18 protein-coding genes are annotated in these 21,891 nt (G+C 72.1%); 2 read left to right on the top strand and 16 right to left on the bottom strand.

Features of this window, described 5'->3' with window-relative positions:
* Nucleotides 1–107: 107 nt before the first annotated feature.
* From ACIBVP_RS36730 to fabG, 9 genes are all read right to left on the bottom strand, one after another.
* Nucleotides 108–1,013 (bottom strand): ACP S-malonyltransferase, encoded by a 906-nt coding sequence (locus tag ACIBVP_RS36730; protein WP_396111080.1) that lies wholly within the window; start codon nucleotides 1,011–1,013, stop codon nucleotides 108–110.
* 22 nt (nucleotides 1,014–1,035) lie between these two features.
* On the bottom strand, nucleotides 1,036–1,917 hold the full coding sequence (locus ACIBVP_RS36725; RefSeq protein WP_396111079.1) for an alpha/beta fold hydrolase: 882 nt from the start codon (nucleotides 1,915–1,917) through the stop codon (nucleotides 1,036–1,038).
* Complete coding sequence (locus ACIBVP_RS36720) at nucleotides 1,914–3,188, bottom strand: FAD-dependent oxidoreductase (protein WP_396111078.1); 1,275 nt, start codon at nucleotides 3,186–3,188, stop codon at nucleotides 1,914–1,916. Before ACIBVP_RS36720 ends, ACIBVP_RS36725 begins: the two co-directional genes overlap by 4 nt.
* Nucleotides 3,185–3,931, bottom strand: coding sequence for a nitroreductase family protein (locus ACIBVP_RS36715; protein WP_396111077.1), 747 nt, complete (start codon nucleotides 3,929–3,931; stop codon nucleotides 3,185–3,187). Before ACIBVP_RS36715 ends, ACIBVP_RS36720 begins: the two co-directional genes overlap by 4 nt.
* Nucleotides 3,928–6,207, bottom strand: a complete 2,280-nt coding sequence (locus tag ACIBVP_RS36710) for a beta-ketoacyl-[acyl-carrier-protein] synthase family protein (protein WP_396111076.1) — start codon at nucleotides 6,205–6,207, stop codon at nucleotides 3,928–3,930. Before ACIBVP_RS36710 ends, ACIBVP_RS36715 begins: the two co-directional genes overlap by 4 nt.
* 143 nt (nucleotides 6,208–6,350) lie before the next feature.
* Nucleotides 6,351–7,418 (bottom strand): aminomethyltransferase family protein, encoded by a 1,068-nt coding sequence (locus ACIBVP_RS36705; protein WP_396111075.1) that lies wholly within the window; start codon nucleotides 7,416–7,418, stop codon nucleotides 6,351–6,353.
* 8 nt (nucleotides 7,419–7,426) lie between these two features.
* Complete coding sequence (gene fabZ, locus ACIBVP_RS36700; RefSeq protein WP_396111074.1) at nucleotides 7,427–7,900, bottom strand: 3-hydroxyacyl-ACP dehydratase FabZ; 474 nt, start codon at nucleotides 7,898–7,900, stop codon at nucleotides 7,427–7,429.
* A complete protein-coding gene (locus tag ACIBVP_RS36695; RefSeq protein WP_396111073.1) occupies nucleotides 7,897–8,190 on the bottom strand; it encodes an acyl carrier protein in 294 nt (97 codons plus the stop codon). Before ACIBVP_RS36695 ends, fabZ begins: the two co-directional genes overlap by 4 nt.
* A gap of 36 nt (nucleotides 8,191–8,226) precedes the next feature.
* Nucleotides 8,227–8,973 (bottom strand): 3-oxoacyl-ACP reductase FabG, encoded by a 747-nt coding sequence (gene fabG, locus ACIBVP_RS36690; protein ID WP_396111072.1) that lies wholly within the window; start codon nucleotides 8,971–8,973, stop codon nucleotides 8,227–8,229.
* 144 nt (nucleotides 8,974–9,117) lie between these two features.
* Between fabG and ACIBVP_RS36685 the strand changes: the two genes are divergently transcribed.
* Nucleotides 9,118–10,689, top strand: coding sequence for an FAD-dependent monooxygenase (locus ACIBVP_RS36685; protein WP_396111071.1), 1,572 nt, complete (start codon nucleotides 9,118–9,120; stop codon nucleotides 10,687–10,689).
* Nucleotide 10,690: 1 nt separating this feature from the next.
* On the opposite strand, the gene ACIBVP_RS36680 is transcribed toward ACIBVP_RS36685, so the two are convergent.
* Nucleotides 10,691–12,130, bottom strand: a complete 1,440-nt coding sequence (locus ACIBVP_RS36680) for a BTAD domain-containing putative transcriptional regulator (RefSeq protein ID WP_396111070.1) — start codon at nucleotides 12,128–12,130, stop codon at nucleotides 10,691–10,693.
* Nucleotides 12,127–13,335, bottom strand: coding sequence for a macrolide family glycosyltransferase (locus ACIBVP_RS36675; RefSeq protein ID WP_396111069.1), 1,209 nt, complete (start codon nucleotides 13,333–13,335; stop codon nucleotides 12,127–12,129). Before ACIBVP_RS36675 ends, ACIBVP_RS36680 begins: the two co-directional genes overlap by 4 nt.
* 241 nt (nucleotides 13,336–13,576) lie before the next feature.
* Here ACIBVP_RS36675 and ACIBVP_RS36670 point away from each other — a divergent pair, with 241 nt between their 5' ends.
* A complete protein-coding gene (locus ACIBVP_RS36670) occupies nucleotides 13,577–14,686 on the top strand; it encodes a DegT/DnrJ/EryC1/StrS family aminotransferase (RefSeq protein ID WP_396111127.1) in 1,110 nt (369 codons plus the stop codon).
* 25 nt (nucleotides 14,687–14,711) lie between these two features.
* Here the strand turns inward: ACIBVP_RS36670 and ACIBVP_RS36665 are convergent, their stop codons facing one another.
* The 5 genes from ACIBVP_RS36665 to ACIBVP_RS36645 form a co-directional block, all read right to left on the bottom strand.
* Nucleotides 14,712–16,106, bottom strand: coding sequence for an NDP-hexose 2,3-dehydratase family protein (locus ACIBVP_RS36665; protein ID WP_396111068.1), 1,395 nt, complete (start codon nucleotides 16,104–16,106; stop codon nucleotides 14,712–14,714).
* Between the two features lie 12 nt (nucleotides 16,107–16,118).
* A complete protein-coding gene (locus ACIBVP_RS36660; protein ID WP_396111067.1) occupies nucleotides 16,119–16,667 on the bottom strand; it encodes a dTDP-4-dehydrorhamnose 3,5-epimerase family protein in 549 nt (182 codons plus the stop codon).
* 106 nt (nucleotides 16,668–16,773) lie between these two features.
* Nucleotides 16,774–17,709 carry an NAD-dependent epimerase/dehydratase family protein gene (locus tag ACIBVP_RS36655; protein ID WP_396111066.1) on the bottom strand — a complete coding sequence of 312 codons (936 nt, stop codon included), beginning with the start codon at nucleotides 17,707–17,709 and terminating at the stop codon, nucleotides 16,774–16,776.
* Nucleotides 17,702–18,928, bottom strand: a complete 1,227-nt coding sequence (locus ACIBVP_RS36650; RefSeq protein ID WP_396111065.1) for a methyltransferase domain-containing protein — start codon at nucleotides 18,926–18,928, stop codon at nucleotides 17,702–17,704. The genes ACIBVP_RS36655 and ACIBVP_RS36650 overlap by 8 nt, the downstream gene beginning before the upstream one ends.
* 33 nt (nucleotides 18,929–18,961) lie before the next feature.
* A complete protein-coding gene (locus ACIBVP_RS36645; protein ID WP_396111063.1) occupies nucleotides 18,962–21,496 on the bottom strand; it encodes a LuxR C-terminal-related transcriptional regulator in 2,535 nt (844 codons plus the stop codon).
* Nucleotides 21,497–21,891 lie beyond the last annotated feature (395 nt).

Here is a 21,891-nt window from a genome sequence, read left to right as displayed (position 1 = left end):
AAACCCCGCGAGTCGCGCCCGCGAACACACCGAGTTGTACGTTTCGTGCACCTGCACGAAACCGACAACTCGATGTGTGTGACAACGCGACTCGCGGGTTGTTTTGGTCACGACACGGGCTCCCGGCGTAGGCGGCGCAGGGCGGCCGGGTCGGCCATGCTCAGGCACCCGGTGCCCACGCCGCGGAAGAGTCCGGTGAGGACCTTGCTGTCACCGACCTCGACCACCGTGTCCATGTCGGACAGCGCCGCCATGGTCGCGGTCCACCGGACGCGGGCGGTGAGTTGCTCGATCAACGCCTCCGACAGCACCGCCGGGTCGACGGTGGGTTCCGCCGTGGCGTTGGGGACGACCCGCACCGACGGTTCCGCCAGGCGGACCGCACGCACGGCGTCGGCCCAGCCGTCCACCGCGCCCACCATCAGCGGCGAGTGGAACGCGTTGCTGACCTTCAGCGGCACGATCTTGGTGGCGTCGGTGGCGAGCGCGGTGAGCCGGTCGATCGCGGGCAGCGCACCGGAGACCACGGTGTGCCCCGGCGCGTTCTCCAACCCGACCACGAGCGGCTCCCCCGGCGCGGACGCGGCCTCGGCCAGTTCCTCGACCCGCTCGACGGACAGCCCGAAGACGGCCGACATGCCCCCGGTGGCGGGTAGCCCGGCCATGAGCCCGGCGCGGACCGCGACCAGCCGGACGGCGGTGTCGGCGTCCAGCGCGCCGGCGGCCACCAGCGCGCTCAGCTCCCCCACGCTGTGACCCGCGGTCACCGACGGGGTCACGCCCTCCTCGGTCAGCACGGCCAGGGCGGCGAGGTTGCACGCGGTCACGGCGGGCTGGGCGTGTGCCGTGTCGACGAGTACCGGCAGGGGGCCACGGGCCAGCAGCGGACCGACGGGCGCGGGCAGCAGGGCGTCGGCACGTGCCAGTGCGGCCGCGCCGGCGGCCGACCGGCGCAGCCAGCCGCCCATGCCGACCCGGACAGTGCCCTGCCCCGGGAACACGAACCCGATCACCCCGACCTCCAGATGTGTGCGCTCAGAGCCTGCGCCTGCGACCCGGGACGGTCGCGGCCTTCTCGGTGCCGAGGAAACCCAGCAGCAGCTTGGTGACCTGCTCCGGCTGGTCCAGCGGGATCCAGTGGCTGGCGTCGTCGACGCGCTCGTAGCGCCACGGTCCCTTGATGAACTTGGCCGAGCCGGTCATGCCCTCCTCCAGCAGCGCCTTGTCCCCGGTGGACCAGACGCCGAGCGTGGGGGCGAGCACGGGCGGGAAGTTGGTCTCCACCCGCAGCTCCGCGGCCGGGGACCGGTTGGCCCGGTACCAGTTCAGCGCGGAGGTGAGCGCACCGGGCTTGGCCAGCTCACGCACGTAACGCTGGTGGTCGCCCTCGCCGCCCATGATCTCCTTGAACAGCCGCCATCCGTTGCGCCGCAACAGCTGCTCGCTGACGCCGGGGAACTGGTAGAAGAGCATGTACCAGCTGGCCGCGCGCTGCTCGATCGACGGGGTGCTGAACACGCCGGGGTGCCCGACGGACAGCACCGCCAGGTGGTCCACGCGCCTGGGCATGAGGAAGGCGTACATCCAGGCGATCGCGGCGCCCCAGTCGTGGCCGACGATGTGCGCGCGGGAGATGCCGAGGTGCTGGGTGAGGCCCACGACGTCGTTGACGATCGTGCGCATGTCGTACGCCTCGGCTTCTTGGGGCTTGCTCGACCCGCCGAAGCCACGCAGATCCGGTGCGATCACCCGGAAACCGGCGTCCACCAGCGGGTCGATCTGGTGTCGCCACAGGTAGTGCGAGTCCGGGAACCCGTGCAACAGCACCACCGGGTCACCCTCGCCCCTGTCGACGTAGGCGATCTCGACGTTGTTCACCGACGCGACATCGGTGAGCAGACTGTCCTTTGTGGTCACACTGTCTCCCTGAACAAACGCTCTGCGAAGAACTCACTGAAGCCGAAGTCCGGCACCTCTTCCGGGGGCACCATGTTGAGCAGGCCGGTGACCTGGGCGGCGAAGTTGTCCGCCATCAGCACCCGTGCCTTGCGGCGTCGCTCGGCGGCGTCCGGTCCGAACTCGCAGTGCAGCTTGGCGATGATGCCCGCGCCGAAGTGCAGCCGATGCATCCGGAACCTGCGCTCGTCGAGGTAGGGCTCGAACGCGGCGGGCGACCAGTCGTCGCCGCCGAGCAGGATGTCGCACACCGTGCGGGTGTCACGCAGACTGCACGACAGACCGGTGCCGAGCACCGTGTCCGCGTTGCCCGCCTCGTCGCCGACCAGTGCCACCCCGTCGGTGACGATCGGCTGCTCGGGGAACATCGCCACCGACGGCCACACCTTGAGCGGGCCGACCGGCACGGCGGCGGCGTACACGGACTTGCCCCGGTCGGGCAGGGACGCCAGCTCGAAGTCGGCGATGAACCGGGTGAGGCCCTCCTGGCCCCGGTAGCGGTCCTTGTTCTCGGTGGGGAAGTTGATGTACAGCCGGGCGTGGCCGTCGCCCTGCGGGAACACCATGAACATCTTGTCGTCCTCGGTGCCCATCGCCTGGACGTCCATGGGCCAGTCGTCCAGTCCGGACACCCGCACGCCGCCACCCCAGTGGTGGACCGAGGTGGCCATCGACACGCCGATCTGGCGGCCGATGGTGCAACCGCGCCCGGTGGCCCCGATGACGAACCGCGGCCGCAGCTCGTGGGCTTCGCCGTCCTTCGTGTACGTGACGACCGGGGCGACGCCCTTCGTGACGTGGGTGCGCTGGGCGCCCATCACCACGGTCGCGCCGTTCGCGGCCGCCTGTTCGGCCATCAGCTCGCACACCGTGTGGTGCGGGAACGACATCGGCCCGCCGACGCCGGGCACGAACCGGGTCATGTCCACGGTCTCGGCCTCGGCGGGGTCGACGGTCTCGTCCCACTGGGTCCACTCGCGGATCTCCCAGGCGCCGCCGACGCCGAAGGCGTCCTCCACGCCGAGGACCTGCGCCTCGCGCAACCCCCACGGCGCGATCCACTCGCCGCGGACGATGTCGGCGTAGTGCTCCTGCTTCTCCAGCATTACGACGGACATGCCGTTGGCGGACAGGTACGCGGCGGCGGACGCTCCCGCGATTCCCCCGCCGACCACCACGACGTCGACACCGGATGTCTGCGATCGATGATTCGGTCCGCAAGCTCCGCTCATGCGTGCCACCTCTCCCAACACGTGCGTTCCCGGGCGGCGTGCCGCTTGGCCGGGCGGAAGTCGGTGCCGACGGTGTAGGCCACCGGCACCATGCAGATCTGCGTCACCCCGGCAGGGATGCCCAGCAGGTTCCCGACCTGGCGCTCGAACGGCAGGTGCATGCACGAGATCGTGCTGCCGAGGCCGCGGCTGCGGAGAGCCAGCTGGAACGACCAGATGGCGGGGAAGATCGACCCGTAGAAGTTGCTGGCGCGCATCGCGCCGATGCGGACGCCCTCGACCGCCTCGCCGTGCTCGGCCCGGCCGGTGCGAACGCGGGGGTCGGCGCCCCACTGGGCGTCGATCGCGCCGATGTCCGGCGGCCTGCCGAGCACGCACGGGATCACCAGCACCGGCACCTTGGCGATGCTTTCGGCCAGCGCGGCGGCCGACGCGTTGTTCCTGCGGGCCTGCGGCACGTTGCGTCGTCGCCCCGCGCCCGTCCACACCTCTTTCTGGTGGAACTGCCAGGAGATGTCGAACAGCTCCGCCAGCTGGTCCTTCACGTCCTGCTCGGTGACCACGAGCCAGCGCCAGTTCTGCTGGTCGTTGGCGGTGGGTGCCTGCACGGCGATCTCGAGGGCCTCCTCGATGACCGCCTTCGGCACCGGCCGAGTCAGGTCGAGCCTGCGCCGGACCGACCGGGTGGTGGTGAGCAGCCGGTCGGTCTCGGCGGTGTCGAACGGCGTGTCGAAGGTGGTCATACCGCGCCCAGGACGACGGCGCCCCGCACCGAGCCGGGCGCGGCCGACAGCACCAGCGCGCGGCCGACCGGGCCGGACAGGTCGGGCTTGGTCACGTACGCGTCGACGCCGCCCGTGTGCGGTGTGGACAGCGCGGGCAGCGCGGGCGCGGTGCCGTCCCGCAGCGCGAGCGCGGCCAGCGCCAGGTTGAGCGCACCGGTCACCGACCGGGCGTCGCCGGTCAGGCCCGTGGTCGCGGTGAGCTGCCCACCGGGGACGGCGTCGAGGACGGCGCCGGCCTCCACCGCGTCACCGGGGCCGCCGGTCGCCGCGCCGACGACCAGCGCGACGCCGTCGGTGGGCACGGCGGCCAGCGACCGGTCGACCAGGGCGCGTTCGTCGCCGCCACCCGCGCCGACGTGCGCGCTGTCCAGCACCCGCGCGTACGGGCGGGCGTCGCGGGCCCGCGCGTGTGCGGCGGACTCCACCACGATGGCCACCGCGCCGGACGCCCCGGCCGCGGCGGACGAGTTCTTGTCGTAGGGCACCGCGATGCCACCGTCCGCGCCGCGCGGCGCCTCGTCGGCGGCCACGACCAGGACGACGTCCGCCTTGCCAGCCCGGATGGTCTCCACCGCGCAGTCCAGCGCGATGGACGCCGACGCGCCGCCGTTGCAGATCGTCGTCGTCGGGCCGCGCAGACCCAGCGTCTGGCAGACCGCGCCGCCGGTGGCGTTGAGCACCACGTTGGAGAAGCTCAGCACGGCGGGCTTGTTCGGGTTGGCCAGCACGCTCTCGTCGAACCCGTCGGTGCTCTCCTGCGAGCCCGCCGCGGTGGCGAAGATGACGCCGACCTGTTCGGACTCGGCACGGGTCAGCTTCAGCCCGGCGTCCTCCCAGGCCAGCCGGGAAGCGGCGATGGCCATCCTGGACAGGTTGTTCATGTGCCGCCACAGCGACCGCGGTGCGAAGGTGCGGCCGTCCAGCGACGGCGCCGCGCCGACGGCGGTGCGGCCGGTGGCCACCGCGTCGGCGACCTCCGCGATGCCGACCCCGAGTCCCAGCACCGGACCGAGGCCGGTGACCACGACGTCCGCCTCGGGCAGGGTCGCCTCGAACGGGCCAGGGTGTTCACGCGGCGAGCGCGGTGTGCGCAGCACCAGGGAGGCGTTGTTGCCACCGAACGCGTAGTTGTTGGACACCACCACGTCCATCGGCAGCGGCCGGGCGGTGTTCGGCACGAAGTCCAATGTGGACTCGGCGATCGCCTCGTCGGTGAAGCCGATGGTCGGCGGTGCGGTCGCGGTGCGCAGCGCCAGCACGGCGGCCACCGCCTCCACGGCGCCCGCCGCGCCGAGGGTGTGCCCGATGAAGCTCTTGATGCTGCTGGTCGGCACGCCCGGCGCACGGTCGCCGAAGACCGCGCGCATGACCTTCTTCTCCATGGCGTCGTTGGCCGGCGTGCCGGTGCCGTGCCCGTTGACGTAGTCCACGTCGGTGATGTCGAGCCCGGCGTCGGCGAGCGCCCTGCGCACCGCGGAGACACCGCCGCGGCCGGTCGGGTCGGGCGCGGTGGCGTGGTAGGCGTCGGCGGACAACCCGTACCCGGCGACCTCGGCCAGCGGTGTCGCGCCGCGAGCCAGTGCCGATTCCAGGGCCTCCACGACGAGGAACGCCGCGCCCTCACCGAGGTTGAGCCCGTCGGAGCGGCTGTAGGGCGCGCACGGGCCGGACGCCAGCGCCTGCAGCCCGGCGAACCCGGCGTAGGTGCCGAACAACAGCGGGTCCACGCCGCCCGCGAGGACGACGTCGGCCTCGCCGGTCAGGATCTTGTCCTTGGCCAGGCCGACGGCGTTGCCGCCCGCGGCGCAGGCCGTGGACACCAGGATGCGCGGCCCCCGCATGCCCAGCCGCGCCGCGACGACGTCCGCGGTGGCGTGCATGGGCTGATAGCCGCCGTTCGGGGCCGGGGTCGCCTGGCACTTGCCGAGCACCAGGCCGTAGCGGTCCCCGTCCGGGTCGGTCAGCCCGGCCTGGCCGACCGCCTGCCGGGCGGCGACCAGCGCGAGCCGAGCGGTCCGGTCCAGCCCGGCGTCACCGCCGGGCAGCTGGCTGTCGATCCACTCGTCGGGGACCTGGCCGGCGTACCGGGCTTCGCCGAAGGCCGCGAACCGGTCGTCGGCGACGACCGAGACACCACCTTCGCCCGCGGTCAGCCTCCGCCAGAACTCCTCCGGGTCCCGGCCGACCGCGCAGATCACCCCGACACCGGTGACCACCACCGGGCGCAGCGTCATGACTCGCTCCTCCACTCAGGGCGATTGTGGGGTGTCCACCAATGTCGATGGGTTTGTCGGTGGATCCAGGTTTCCGCTGGCAAGACGCCGCCAGCGGGAAGCTGGGCCGCCGAGAAACCCGGCGAACGTTGGTGGACACCCCACTAGATGATGGGGGTGCTCCAGCTCTTGGGCGTGACGTACGGGCTGGTCAGCGTCGTGACCTCGCTGCCGCCGACGGTGAGGCGCAGCCCCGCGGCCGCCAGGTCGGCGGGCACGCGAACCAGGCCCAGGGTGGCCTCCAGGCCGACGCTGTGCACGGCGTGGACGACCTCGCCGATCACCTCGCCGTCCACGGTGACCTCGGTCCCGGCGGCGGGCACCTCGCCCTGACCGGAGAACCCGACGGTGCGACGGCCCGCCGGGCCGTTGAACACGGCCAGCACGGCGTCGCGGCCGACGAAGTCCTCCTTGGTGATGTCCACGAGCCAGCTCGCGCCCATCTCGAGGATGTCGGCGGCGGTCTCGCGGTGCAGCACCGGCTGGCGAACCTCCAGCATCGCCAGCTCGAGCGCGTCCTGCCCGGCGGGCACGGCCTGCTCGAGGGCCTTGTGCCACAACGCCTCCGCCGACTCGCGCGGCGCGATGACCTTGTAGCCGTACTCGCCGGTGACACCGGTGCGGGCGAACAGGATGTCCACGCCGTCCCACTGGGTGTCCGCGACGGTCTCGAACGGCAGCGCCGCCAGCTCGCCGTCGATCAGTCGGCCGACGACACCCCACGCGTACGGCCCCTCGAGGCCGAAGAGCGCGAACTCCTCGGTGCGGTCGGTGATCTCGACACCGGCACCGGCCTGGGAGCGAAGGTGTTCCAGCAGCTTGGTACCGGCGCCCGCCGAGCTTTCCAGCAGCATGCCGTCCTCGCGGCCCCACACCACGACCTGGTCGACGGCGGAGCCGTCCTCGGCCAGCACGAGGCTCGTCATGCAACGCTCGGCGGTCAGGAACTCGACGTCACGCGCGAGCACCTTCTGCGCGAACTCGACGGCGTCCGGGCCGGACACCTCGATGACGCGCTCGCCGGAAAGGTCGACCACCGCGGCACGCGAGCGGATGGCGTCGTACTCGGCTTCGAGCGTGGAGAACCGCAGCGGGACCTCGGCCTCGCCGACCGTGCCGTAGGCGGTGCCCTCCGGGTGCGCGGACTTCACCGCTGACGTCAGGGGAGCCATGTTGCTGTTCAGACCTTTCCGGTAGTGGTCGCGGGATCGGCGATGGTGATGGCGCCCTCGGCCGCGAGCTGGTTGTCCACACGGGCACTGACCTTGAACTCGCTGAAGCCGCGTCCGCCCGCGGTCTTGTCGGCGGTGAGGACCAGCTTGTCGCCGGGCACCACGGGGCGGCGGAACCGCATGGTCCGCACCCCGGTGAGGTAACCGATGGGCCCGGCACCCTCCAGCGCGAACACCACGCCCGCGAGCTGTGCCATGGCCTCGATGATGATGACGCCCGGGAGCACGGCCGTGCCCGGGAAGTGCCCCTGGAACCAGAACTCCGTGGCGGTGACGTTCTTGACCGCCACCCCGCCGACCCCGGCCTGGACCTTGTCGACGCGGTCCAGCAGCAGGAACGGCCAGCGGTGCGGGAGGATCTCGCGGATCTGGTCGTTGGACAGCTTCAGCGGCTTGACCGCGGGCTCCCGGGTGGCGGTCATGCCGGAACGCTCGTGAGCGCCGGGTTGACGTGGTCGGCGAGGCGTGACACCGAGCCGAACACCGACATGTCGCTGTCGTAGAGGCCGACGCCGAACTCGGCCTCGATGGCCACGTACAGCTCCAGCACATCCAGGCTGTCCAGTTCGAGACCGCGGCCGAACAGCGGCTGGTCGTCGGTGATCCACTCGGGCTCGATCGGCAGGTCCAGCCGCGACACGATCATCTTCTTGATCTGGGCGCAGGTCTGGTGGCGCACGGCGGCCGCGGCGCGCAGCTCGTCGATGGTCACACTAGTCCCTTCCGTTGCTGTTACTGGGTTTCGCACTCAGCCGAGGCCGCCGCCGTTGGCGACGAAGATCTCGCTGGTGATGTAGGAGGCCTTGTCCGAGGCCAGGAAGGTGACCAGGTTCGCGATCTCCTCCGGGCGGCCCATGCGGCCGAGGCGGATCCGGTCCGCGTAGCCCTGCTTGAGCTTGGCGGGGATCACCCTGGTCATGTCGGTCTCGACGAAACCGGGGGCGACCACGTTCACCCGCACGTTGTGCGGAGCGGCCTCATAGGACAGTGCCTTCGTGAACGCGATGATGGCGCCCTTCGAGGCGACGTAGTTGGTCTGGCCGGGGAACCCGCCGTCGAGACCGCTCGCCGAGCTGAGCGTCACGATCGACCCGCGCTTCTGGTGCTGCATGATCCGCAGCGCCTCGCGGCAGGCCAGGAACGTGCCGTTCATGTTGATGTCCATGGTTTCCTGGAACTGGGCGGGGCTCATCACCACCAGGTGCCGGTCCCGGGTGACACCCGCGCTGGTGACCAGCACGTCGAGCCTGCCGTGCTCGGAACGCAGCGCGCGGAACATCTCCCGCACCTGCTCCTCGTCGGTGACGTCGGCCTGTGCCGCGCTCGCGCTGCCGCCGTCCGCCTCGATCCGTGCCACGAGTTCCTTGGCCTGTTCCTCGGAACGGGAGTAGTTGACCACCACGTGGACGCCGTGCGCGGCGAGGTCGACGGCGACGGCACGTCCGATCCCCCGGGATCCCCCGGTGACCAGTGCGACCGAACCTTCCGTGAACAATGGTGTCTCCAGCCGTTTCTGCGAGGTGCGCGCGTAGACCGCCCGCCAGCGTGGGAAGACCGTACTGCGGGGCGTTGTCAGTGCCATATCACTTCGATATTCGCCCGTTGACGACGACGCGGGCGGTGCCGCAGGCTTCGCCCCATGGCAGACACCGAGGTCGACGTACTCATCGTGGGCGGTGGCCCGGTAGGCCTTTCGGCCGCGGTGGAATGTGCACGGCACGGGCTCACGTCCGTGCTGGTGGAGCGCCACGAGGGAACGTCGATTTTCCCCAAGGCGCGGCTGATCTCCACCCGCACCATGGAACTGGCGCGCGCGTGGGGCATCCAGGACGCCGTCGAACGGGAGGGACTGCCCCGTGAGGACAGTCTCGCCGTCGGCGTCGGCACCTCGCTGACCGCCGACGACTTCCACCGCGAGGTCGCGCCGATCGAGGCGGACGCGCCCAACAGCCCCACCTACGCCTACATCTGCGCGCAGGACAGGTTCGAGGTGATCCTCCGCGACCTCGCCGAGCGGTTGCCGGGCACGGACATCCGGTTCGCCACCACGATGACGCGCCTCGACCAGGACGAGTCCGGTGTGGACGCCGTGGTCGAGTCCGCTTTGGGGCGGTCGACCGTGCGCGCCAGGTACGCGATCGCCGCGGACGGCGGGCGCAGCGGCATCCGCGCGCAGCTCGGTATCGACGTCGACGGCCCGCCGCCGCTCGGCCACATGATCAGCATCATGTTCGACGCGGACATCGCGCACCTGCTTTCCGACCGCATGTGCGCGCTGTACTTCCTCCGTTCGGCGATCCCCTGTGCCGTGGAGGCCGTCGACCACCAGCGCCGCTGGATCGTCCAGACCGGCTACGACCCCGCGGAGGGCGGCAGCGAGGCCGACTTCACCCCGGAGTTCTGCGTCGAGGTCGTCCGGGCCGCCGTGGGCGTACCGGACCTGGCGGTCGAGCTGGTGGGCGTCATGCCGTGGCTCCAGCAGGCCGTGACCGCGCGGCGGTTCCGGGACGGCCGGATCTTCCTGGCCGGCGACTCCGCGCACGTGTCGACGCCCCAGGGCGGGTTCGGCATGAACTGCGGCATTCAGGACGCGCACAACCTGGTGTGGAAACTCGCGGCCGTGCTGAAGGGCACCGCGTCGCCCGCGCTGCTCGACACCTACGAGGCCGAGCGCCACCCGGTCGGCGAGCGGACCGTGGGCGAGAGCCTCGCCAACGCGTTCATCACCTTCCAGATGATGGAGGGCGCGCTGACGATGAAGGAGGCCATCACGCGGCAGGCGGGCCGCAGGCGGTCCGAGGGTCTCGTGCTCGGCTTCCACTACGACTCCGCCGCGGTCGTGCCCGACGGCACCGCGGAGCCCGCGGTCGAGGACGACTACCGCGACTACGCGCCGACGGCCCGTCCCGGCCACCGCGCGCCGCACCTGTGGCTGCGGGCCGGTGTGTCCACACTGGACGCCATCGGCCCGCACTTCACGCTGTTCTCCGAGGGCGGCTGGACGGACGCGGCCAAGGAGGCCGACGCCCGGACCGGCGTGCCGGTGTCGTCCGTCGACGTGGACCTGCCCGGGTGGGCCGCGACGTACGGCGTCGATCCCGGCGGCGCGGTGCTGGTGCGGCCGGACGGGCACGTGGCGTGGCGCAGCGCGAGCGGTCCGGCCGACGCCGACGCGCTCGCCGGCGCGCTGACGTCCGTGCTGGCTCGGTGAGTCAGGCGGAGACGCTGGTCAGGCGGCCGCGAGCACGGCGTTCCGAACCTGCCGTGGCCGCGGCCATCCGCAGCGGCAACGGAAAGCCCTGCGCGGTCGCGACCAGGCGCCCCGCCTCGCGGGGGTCGTCGCTGACCCAGGACCGGCCGAGCAGCAGCTCCAACAGCCCCAGCGACTCCTCAGTGGACAGTGGGGCGAGGAAGACCCCGGCGGCGCCGTCCCGGACGACGAGGTCGTCGAGCGGGTCGCGACCGGTCACGAGCACCCGCGTGCCCGCGCCACCCGGCAGCAGGGGCCGGACCTGCGCGGCGTCGACCGCGCCGTCGAGCACCACCAGGAGCCGCAGGTCCGCCACCGCCGTGCGGTAGCGGTCCACCCGTTCGTCGGGGTCCGCCGGGACCGCGACGCCGAGGGCGGTGAGGAACCGCGCCAGCACCCGGTCGACCGGCACGGGTCTGCCCGTGTCGTCGGACAGTTGCGCGTACAACCGGCCGTCGGGGAACTGGGCGGCGTTGGCGTGTGCCCAGTGCAGCGCCAGCGCGGACTTGCCGATCTCACCGGGACCGGACACGACCGCGACGCCGGACGGTTGCGCGAGCGCCGCGTCCACATCGGACAGCTCGGCGGCGCGACCCGCGAACGGCACCGGTTGCCGGGGCAGCTGGGACGGGACCGCGGCCGGTTCCCGTGGCACGTCCTGCGTCAGCCGGGGCTCGTCGCGCAGAATCTGCTCGTGCAGTGCCCGCAGCTCGGGGCCGGGCTCGATACCGATCTGCTCCACCAGTGCCCGCCGCGCGTCCTGGTACGAACGCAACGCGTCCGCGCGCCGGCCCGCGCGGTACTGGGCCAGCATGAGCTGCGCCCGTGCCCGTTCCCGCAACGGGTGCTCGGCCACCACGACCGGCAGTTCCTTCAGCACCCGGTCGTACAGTCCGAGCTGGAGCTCCAGCTCGGCACACAGCTCGATCGCGTCGAGGCGGGCCGCGTGCACCCGGGCGGCGTCGTCGCGCAGGCCGGGCAGGTCCTCGAACGGCGCGCCCCGCCACAGCGACAACGCCTCGCGCAGCAGTCCGACCGCGGCGGACCGCTCCCCCGCCGCTGCGCGTGCCTTGCCACGCGCGACCAGGGTGTTGAACCGCGGCCAGTCCGCGGACTCGTCACCGAGCCGGGCCATGTAACCCGGCGGCGCGGTGGCGATGACCGTGCTGGCGGTGCCGAGCGAGCGCCGCAGCCGGGACACGCAGATGGCGACCTGGCTGCGTGCGCTGGCGGGCGGGTCCGCGGGCCAGATCGCGTCGATCAGCCGGTCGACGCTGACCACCCGGTTGGCGTCGAGCACCAGCCGCGCCAGCACCGCGCGTTCACGCGGCCCGACCCGGACGTCGCCCGCCCGGACCTGGACCGGGCCGAGGATGCTGAACTCGGTGGCGGGGGCCGTCATTCCGCCGTCCGGGTCAGGTGCCGCTCGATCTCGTCCGCCGCCCGGACGGCGCCGCCGGACTCGGCGACGGCCTTGCGCATCAGCTCGGCGCGGGCGGCGGTGTCCTCGTCGGCGACGACCCGGCCGACCGCGGCGGCGATGTCGGCCGCGGTCGCGGTCTCCCGGTCGAGCAGCACGCCGAGGCCGAGTTCCTCTACGCGCCACCCGGTCGGCCGGTCCAGCGGCGAGTCGGGCAGGGCGACCATGGGAACACCGGCACGCAACGCCTCCATGACGGTGCCCATCCCCGCGTGGGTGACGCAGACGGCGGCCCGTTCGAGGACGGCCACGTGCGGCACCCACCGGTGCGCCTCCACGTTGGCGGGCAGCTCGCCGAGGGCGGCGGGGTCGAGCCCGCCCAGGGTGATCACGGCGTGCCACGGCTGCTCGCGGAACGCGTCCACACAGGTCCGGAAGAACCCGGGGTCCTCGTTGAACACCGCGCCCAGCGACACCAGCACGACCGGGAGGTCGGTGTCCGGTGGCGTCCAGCCGCCGAGGAAACCCCGGTCGCCGACACACGGACCGACGAACGCGAACCGCTCGTCGAAGGTGTCCCCGGCGAACTGGAACTCCCTCGGCACGGTCACGACGCTCAACGGCGGCACCTCGAACCACACCTCGTGCGGGGCGGCCTCGACGCCGTACCCGGCGCAGAGCGCGCCGATCCTGGCCATCGTCTCGCCGACCCAGGCAGGCATCTCCTTCGGCTTCTCCGCGGCGGGCTGCTCGGCGCTCGACCGCGGGTTGTACATGGCGTTGAGGAACGAGAAGTGCTCGTTGGACGCGAACACCGGGATGAACTGCGTCGCGGGCACACCCCAGTGGCGGGACAGGATCCGCCCGGCGTAGAGGACGGAGGTGTCGTAGACGACCATGTCCGGCCGGTCGACCCGCGCGACCGCGGTGGCGAGCATCGCGGTGCTCTCGTCGAGCAGTGTCCGCATGAGATAGCCGGGATCGGCCGACAGCCGCGCGAAGTCCGCGTCGCGGTACCGCGAGTCGTAGGTGACGACGGTGGCGCCCGCGCCCTCGGCGATCTCGGCCATGCTGGGCGCGGTCAGGTACGTGACCCGGTGGCCCCGGGCGACCAGCTCGGTGACCGCGGCCAGGTTCGGGATCACGTGGCCGTGATCGGGGTGGCACAGGAACAGGAAGTGTGGCATGCGCAGGATCCGCCTCGCGTCGTCGTCAAACCGCCGGCGCGGCCACGGTATTGGCCGCCGGACGGGCTGGGACACCCCTAGCGGCCCCCTAGCCGTCCCCTCCTTTCGCGTTGCTGCGCACGGCGTAACGGCCGTTGGTTCCCCCACCCCACGACAGTGGCGCTGACCTGCGAGTTAGGGGTTACCCCTCATTCCCTGCCAGCCATAGGATTGCCGCGACTTCCGCACTGAAAGGGCGATGATGGCGACTCTGGTCTGGGACTACTCCCGCGAGTACGAAGCCGAACGCGAGGACATCCTCGACGCGGTCGAGTCCGTGTTCTCCTCGGGGCGGCTGGTCCTCGGCCCGAGCGTGTCGGCGTTCGAGTCGGAGTTCGCCGCCTACCACGGCCTGCCGCACGGTGTCGGTGTCGACAACGGCACGAACGCGCTGAAGCTGGCACTCCAGGCCCTCGGCGTCGGCCCCGGCGACGAGGTGATCACGGTGTCCAACACGGCCGCCCCCACCGTCGTCGCCATCGACGCGGTCGGCGCGATCCCCGTCTTCGTCGACGTCGACCCCGACACGTACCTGATGGACACCGCCCAGGTCGAGGCCGCGATCACGAGCAGGACCACGTGCCTGCTGCCCGTCCACCTCTACGGCCAGTGCGTCGACCTGGCCCCGCTGCGTGCGCTGGCCGCCCGCCACGGGCTGTCGTTGCTGGAGGACTGCGCCCAGGCCCACGGCGCCCGCCGCGACGGGGTGATCGCGGGCGCCACCGGCGACGCGGCGGCCTTCTCCTTCTACCCCACCAAGGTCCTCGGCGCGTACGGCGACGGCGGCGCGGTGCTGACCGGCCGGTCCGATGTGGACGCGAACCTGCGCCGCCACCGCTACTACGGCATGGAGAAGACGTACTACGTCGTCGAGACGCCGGGCCACAACTCGCGCCTCGACGAGGTGCAGGCCGAGATCCTCCGCAGGAAGCTGACCCGCCTGGACGCCTACATCGCGGGCAGGCAGGCCGTGGCGGCCCGCTACGCGGAGGCGCTAGCGGGCACCGACCTGGTCCTGCCGGCCACGGCACCGGGCAACACCCACGTCTACTACGTCTACGTGGTCCGCCACCCGCGCCGCGACGACATCATGGAAGCGTTGAAGGCGTACGACATCCAGCTCAACATCAGCTACCCGTGGCCGGTCCACACCATGACGGGCTTCGAGCACCTGGGCTGGCGGAAGGGCAGCCTGCCGGTGACGGAGGCCGCGGCGGACGAGATCTTCTCGCTGCCGATGTACCCCTCGCTCCCCGAGGACACGCAGGGCCACGTGGTCGACTCGCTGCTGAAGGTGCTGAAGAGCCTCTGACCGTCCGGACGGATCCCGCGCGGGGTCACCCGCGCGGGATCAGGCTGCGCAGGCACAGCAACAACGTCCGCGCCTGGATGTTCACGTAGAAGCTGTGCCGCAGCAGCTCCTCGAACTGCGCCACGGTCAGCCACCGGTACTCCGGGTCGTCGGGTGACACCTCGGCGTCGGTCTCCACGATCAGGTACCGGTTGCGCGCCCCCAGGAAGCGCCCGCCTTCCTCCGACAGGACCGTGTCGAACCGAAGCCGCGGCGAGGTGAGCACCTCGTCCAGGAACCGGGGCCGCACCGGCAGGCGGTCGTAGGTCTCCGGCACGCACTGCACGGTCGGCGCCAGCTCGGCGGTGTCCGCGTAACCGGGCTCGATCCTGGCGTGCGCCAGCACGTGCAGCACGCCACCGATGTCCCGGACCAGGAACCCGATCACGCCGACACCGACCGGTTCCAGCATCGGCTGGCACCACGTGCCGACCTCACGGCCGACCGCCTCGACCGACGCGCCCACCACGGAGAAGAACCCGCCGTCCCGGTGGACGATCCGCCCGTCGGCCCGTGTCCAGTCGGGACAGTCGGCCAGCGACCCGAGTGCGGCACGCAGCTCGGTGCGGGTGCGGACCTCGGTGATCCAGCTCAGCACGTCCCCGATCCAGTGCGCGGACGCGGCGGTGGGATCGGCCGACCGCACCAGGGCCGCCGAGAAGTCGTCGTCGGCCGCGGCCGCCAGCGCCGCTCCGCCACCGGGCAGGCAGGCCAGCACCGTCCGCGCGTCCATGTTCACCAGGTCCGGCACCGACATCAGGGCCGAGATCTCCCCCAGTGTCAGCCACCGGAACCCGTCGAGCACCGGCACATCCGCGTCGACCTCGACCACCATGTTGCGGTTGCGCTTGCGGTAGAACCACGCCCCCTGCTCGGACTGCCGGATGTCCACGAGCACCTCGTGCGGCGAGACGTCCCGGAAGTGGTCGAGGTAGGGGATCGGCCGCCCGTGGTGCACCCGCGTGTAGTTGCTCCGCGTCGCCTGCACGGTCGGCGACAGCTGGATGCCGGACGGGTTGCCGGGTTCGTCCTTCGCCTGCATCAGGCACTGCAGCGTCCCGTCCACCTCCCGCACCAGGATCCCGAGAATGCCGATCTCCGGCTGGTTGATGATCGGCTGCGTCCACGCGGGCACCGGCGCGCCCGGCAGCGACACGGTCAGCGACTCGACGCTGAAGAAGCGGCCGGTGTGGTGGCGCAGGTTGCCGGTGCCCGGCTCGGTGACCCACCCCGCCATGTCCTCCAGGGGAATCCGTTCGGCACGGGTCCACGTGACCGCCGCCCGCTCGGCCAGCCAGGCCAGCACGGGCGCGGTCGCGCGCCCGTCGCGGGCGGAGAGGGCGACGCGGGTCGCCAGGTCGGGTTGCGATGGCGCGGCCACCGGACTCCTTCGTCAGTAGGTCGGCAGGAGGCCACCCGCGAGGGCCCGCTCCAGGGGGATCGCGACCCGGTCCCGTTCGGACAGCCGCGGCGTGGTGGGCAGCGGCAGGCCGAGGCCGTGCACGGAGACCGCCAGCTCGTCGGCGGGCACGTAGCCCCGGGAAAGCAGGTAGCAGACCGTGGAGTCGTCCTCCAGGGCGACGAACGCGTGGCCGAGCCCGGCCGGGATGTAGACGGCGGCGTGGTCGGCCAGTTCGACGGCGTCCCACTGGCCGAAGGCCGGCGAACCGGCACGCAGGTCGACGATGATGTCCAGGACACGTCCGCGCGGGCAGTGCACGTACTTGGCACAACCGGGTTCGGTGCGGGCGTAGTGGACGCCGCGAACGACGTCCTTCGCGGACACGCTGGTGCTGGCCTGTGCGACCGGGAAGAGCGGCCGCCCCACCGCCGCGGCGAAGACGTCCGCCTCGAACGGGGACGTGAACAGACCGCGGTCGTCGGTGTGGCGTTCGGGGGTGAACGCCCACGCGCCGCCGACGGCGAGCTGACGTGCTTCCATGCGGGCCCTGTTTTCCGTGCGTGCTGCCCGGTCGGCGAACAGCTTGTCCGGGCAGCGGCACGGCGGTAAACCCCAGTGATACCCCTAAAACACGGGTTAGGGGTGGTTATCTCCCTTGTGGACCAAGCAAACCGGCCACGGTGTCCGCGACCGCGTCGGCGAGCGGGCGGGATGGCCGCCACCCGGTCACGGCCGTGAAGGCGGACGGGTCGGCGACCAGGCCGCGCAGGTCCATCGGGCTCGCGTGCTCCGGCGGCGGCACGGACGTGACCGGCACCGGCGGCCTGCCCGTCTGCTCGGCGACCGTCGCGGCGATCAGGGTGAACAGTTCCACGACCGGCACGCCGTGCCCGGACCCGATGAGCCAGTGCCTGCCGGCCAGTCGGTCCGCGTGCGCGACCGCCGCGGCGAACGCGGCGGCGACGTCGTCGACGTGGACGAGGTCCCGGAGCATGCCGCCGGATCCCCAGACGGTCAGGGGCTGACCGGCGAGCGCCCGCCGCGCCATCGCGCTCACCACGCCCCGGTCCAGGCTCGCCGGTGCGGGGCCGAACACGACCGGCAACCGCAGGCTGACGCCACCTTCGGCGAGGACCGCGGCCTCGGCGGCGGTCTTCTGCCGGTCGTACTCGGTGCCGGGCCGGTCCTGCTCCGCGCCCGTGATCACCTCGGGCGCGTCCGCGCCGACCTGCGACGTCGACCCCGCCGCGATGACGGTCTTCCCGGCCGCGGCGGCCGTCGCGACGACGTCCACGTTGACTCTGGCCGCGTCGGTGGCCTGCGCACCGGCCGCTCGCCAGGTGCCGCCGCCGGTGTAGAGCACCAGCGGCAGCACGACGTCCGCCCCGGCGACGACCCTGGCGACGGCGCCGGGTTCGGTCAGGTCGGCGGCGACGGTCTCGGCCGGGAACGCGGGGGTGCCCGGATCGCGGGCGACCACCCGCACCCGGGCCCCGCACGCGGCGAGGCGGGCGGCGACCGCCGAGCCGACGAACCCGGAACCGCCGAGGACGACGGCGAAGGCCCCGGAGAGGTCAGACAACGCGGACGTCCGGCACGTACGTGATCCACCTGCCGCCCGCGTCGGCGAACGCGGTCTCCTTGGCCTGGATCTCCTCGGCGTGGTTCCAGGCGAACAGCAGCGCGTAGCCGGGGTAGGGGTCGGCGAAGTCGGCGGCCGGGCGGACCGGGATGCCCGAGCCGGGCGCGAGCCGGTGTTGCTTGGCGGGGGTGGTGTCGGTGATGAACTCGACCAGGTCGGGTCCGATCCCGCAGTAGTTGGTGACCGTGGCGCTCTTGGCGGTGGCGCCGTAGCCGACCACCCGCTCCCCCTTGGCCTTCAGGTCGGTCAGCAGGGTGACCAGGTCGTCGCGGATCTTGCCGACCCTGGTGGCGAACGCGGCCAGCGTCGTCAGGTCGGCCAGCCCGGTCGCCTCCTCCTCGGCGAGCAGCGCGGTGACCGCGTCGCCGACCGGCCGTGCGCCGGGGCGGGCCAGGGTGTAGCGGACCTCGCCGCCGTGCACCGGGATGCGTTCGACGTCCACGAGGGACAGTCCGTTGCGGGCGGCCATCTCCGCGACCGAGCGGGCGGTGAAGAAGTAGAAGTGCTCGTCGTAGATCTGGTCGAAGGAGTTCCGCGCCACGATGTCGCCCAGGTAGGGGTCCTCGAACACGAAGACGCCGTCGGGCGCGAGCAGTGCGTCCACCCCGGCCAGGATCGAGTCCATGTACGGGATGTGGCAGAGGGTGTTGGCCGCGTAGATGACGTTGGCGGGTCCGTTGCCCTCCCGGATGTCGCGGGCGGTGGCCTCCTCGAAGAAGTCCTTGCGCACGTTGACGCCGTCGGCCGCGGCCATGTCGGCGACCGCGCCGGACGGCTCGACCCCGAGGTGCCGCACTCCCGCCTCCGCGACCACCTTCAGCATGGTGCCGTCGTTGCTGCCCAGCTCGACGACGAAGGGGTCGGCGCCAGTCAACTCGGTGTCCAGGAACCGTTGCGCCACACCGCGGAAGTGCGCGCGCATGACCGCGGAGCCGCGGGAGACGTAGGGGTAGTCCTCGTGGAACATCTTCTCCCTCGGCACCTCGGCCATGAGTTGCGTCATGGTGCAGGTGCCGCAGAAGCCGACGGCGAGGCGGTAGAAGAACTCCTCGGTGGTGTCGTCGGGGCGGCGGAACGCGTCCGACAGCGGCTGCCTGCCGAAGTCCGCGAACTCGGTGACCGTCCCGCCGCAGATGCGGCAGCGCGTGGTGTTGGGCATGCGGGTGCTCTTTCTGGTGGGTCGACGGGAGTGTCAGTGCTGGGGGCCCTGTCCGGCTTGGACGGGCAGAACCCCCGCGCCGAGCGCGTGCGGGAGGTCGGCACGGCTCTTCAGGTTGAGCTTCCGGTAGACGCGGGTCAGGTGCTGCTCGACGGTGCTGACCGTGATGTGCAGGCGCCTGCTGATCTCCCGGTTCGTGGCACCCGTCGCGGCCAGCTCGGCGACCCGGCGCTCGGAGTCGGACAGGAGCGGGGGCTCCCCGGGGCAACCGTCCATCTCGGACGGTGCCCAGTCGATGTCGTGGGCGGCTTCCCGGTCGTGCCGCCCGTCGGCCAGCGCCGTCTGCTCGGCCAGCAGCTCCCGCGCGGTGTCCGGCCTGCCGAGCCGCAGGTTGGCCTCGGCGAGGTCGCTCCGCCACGGTGCGAGCACGGGCAGGTCGACGCCCCACGACCGCATCCGCGCGCCGCAGGCCTGGAACTCGCTGATCGCGGCGAGCACCCGGTCGGCCGCCAGGTTGGCGTGCCCACGGGCGCGCAGGTACCGGAGTCCGAAGACCGTGGCGTACGTGCCGTCGGGGACCCGCGCACGCATGAGGTCGTCCAGCACCGCGTGCCTGCCCAGCGCGACGTTGGCCATGAGCAGCACCGAGAGCGGATACCCGACCGACACGCCCCAGCTCTGGTGCGGCAGCAGGCGCAGCGCTCTCTCCGCGCCATCGACGGCGGCGTGGACGTCGCCGCGCCGCAACGCGATGTCGGCGCCGACGACCTCGAGGACGGCTCGCCAGGTGAGCACACCCGCTTCGGTGGCCTCCGCGATGAGCCGGCCGCACCACTCGGCGGCCAGTTCGGGCTCGTCGCCGAGCGCGAGCACCAGCAACGCCGTGGTGACGACCTCGGGAGCGGTGTCGCTGGGACGGCTGCTGCGCAGGATGTGCTCGGCGGCGGCGAGGGCCCGTCCACGGCCCGACCGGCCGAACCGCGCTGTCCAGAAGGTGTCCAGTGCGCGGGCGGCGGCGACCCACGGGTCCTCGTCGCCCGCCGGAACCGCCTCGGCGAGCTCGGCGGCGCGGCCGATCCCGGGGAACCAGCGGCAGATGATCTGCAGTTCGGCGAGCGACTGGGCGTCGAGCATGCCGGGCACGGACTTGACCACGTCCACGGCGCGGACCACGGTGGCCTCGTCGCCGTGCCACAACGCCTGCCGGATCAGGATGACCGCGTCCTGGTTGCGCAGCAGGCCCGCGAACATCGCCTCACGCAACGGCGCGACGTGCGCGCCCACCGCGGCGGGGTTCACCCGCCACAGCGCCCGGACCAGCACCTTCGTGATGGCGAGTCGCTGCTCGTCCTCGGCGGCGGTGAGCGCCAGCTCCAGGTAGCGCACCGCGTCCGCGGTCGCGTCGTCCACCAGCGCCTGCTCGGCCGCGATCCGCAACAGCCGTACCGACCAGCCCTCAGGCACTCGGTCGGCGGCGACCAGGTGCCGGGCCACGACGGCGGGCTCGGCACCGCGCCGGTAGAGCAGTTCCGCGGCGTCGCGGTGCAGGCGGGACCGCTCGGGACCGGGCGCGCCCTCCAGGACGGCGGCCGCGGCGGCCGGGTGCCGGAACCGGCCGTCGACCAGCAACCCGGCGGCGGTGAGCACCTCGACGGTGTGCTCCGCGGTCTGCGGGGTGGTCCTGGCCAGCCTGCCGACCACGCGAGTGTCCTGGCCGTGTCCGAGGGCGGCGATCGCCCTGGCGACGTCGAGCAGGTGCGGTTCCCACCGGTGCACGGCCTCCACCACGGCCCTGCAGAACGCCGGACCGGCGTTCTCCGCGTCGGCGGCGATCCCCTTCGCCAGGTCCTTGGCCATCGCGTCGACCAGCATCGGGTTGCCGCCGGTCGCCTCGACCCAGACGGGGGCGAGCACGGCGGCGGTGGCCGGGTCGGTCCAGCTCGCGACGAGGTCGGCCACGGCGGGTTCGGTGAGCGGGACCAGCCGGAGCCTGCGATGTGGCCTGCGGCTGATCTCGGCGTGGAACTGCGGGAGGGTGATCTGTGGCTGCTCCCACTCGGTGAGGACGACGAGCACCCGGGCCGACGCGATCCGCCTGCACAGGTAGAGCAGGAACTGCAAGGACGAACTGTCCGCGAACTGCACGTCGTCGACACACACCACGACGGACCGCTCGCGGGACAGTTCGAGCACGACCCCGGTGATCTCGTGCACGACCCGCGCACTGGCCTGCTGGATGGTGCACACGTCCTGCCCGTGCCCGTCCGGTCCGAACGCCCCCGACGTGATCAGCCGCGCCACCCGGTCGGCCGCGTCGGGCGGCAGTCCCGCGCCGTGGAAGAGCTGATCGATGACCCCTGCCTGCAACGTCCGCTCCGCCCGCGACCCGGCCGCGCCCAGCAACAACGCGTCCCCGGCCGCCGCGGCGCACTGGAAGTGACGAAGGAGGTCGGTCTTGCCGCTGGCCAGTCCACCGCTGACCAACGCGAGACCGCCTGCGCCGCCCTCGCATTCGGCAAGGAGGTCACACAATACGTCGAGCACACCGCCGCGGTCCGTCGATTCCAATGGTTACCTCCTTTCGGTCTAGCACCCACTAGTCCTATTTGCCATGACTTGCCCACCTTGGGCGTTTTATAGCACGCGACAGTGAGCCACAGTCGCGAATGGACAACTGGCCGCGCAAACGTGACCGGAGTCCGAAATGGACAGTGCACGACAGGCGCCGAACCGGTGGCCACCTGGTTACCAAAGGGAGGTACGCCGCGCGGGCGACAGAGAACACGGACACCGTAGCCCAAGGACGCCGATCACGATGTCGTGTGAACGTACGACAGCCATTCAGCTCAACCCATGCCGCCAAGCGCCTCGGACCGCCGAGCCGCATCGCGGTCGGCCCCGCCCCGCCGACGCCGCGCCGGGCGCCTGGCCACACCAGGCCGCCGGAACGGTGCGTGATGTGA

This window comes from Actinophytocola sp. NPDC049390 (assembly GCF_044466355.1).
Lineage (GTDB): Bacteria > Actinomycetota > Actinomycetes > Mycobacteriales > Pseudonocardiaceae > Actinophytocola.
This window is presented reverse-complemented; position numbering and strand designations above follow the sequence as displayed.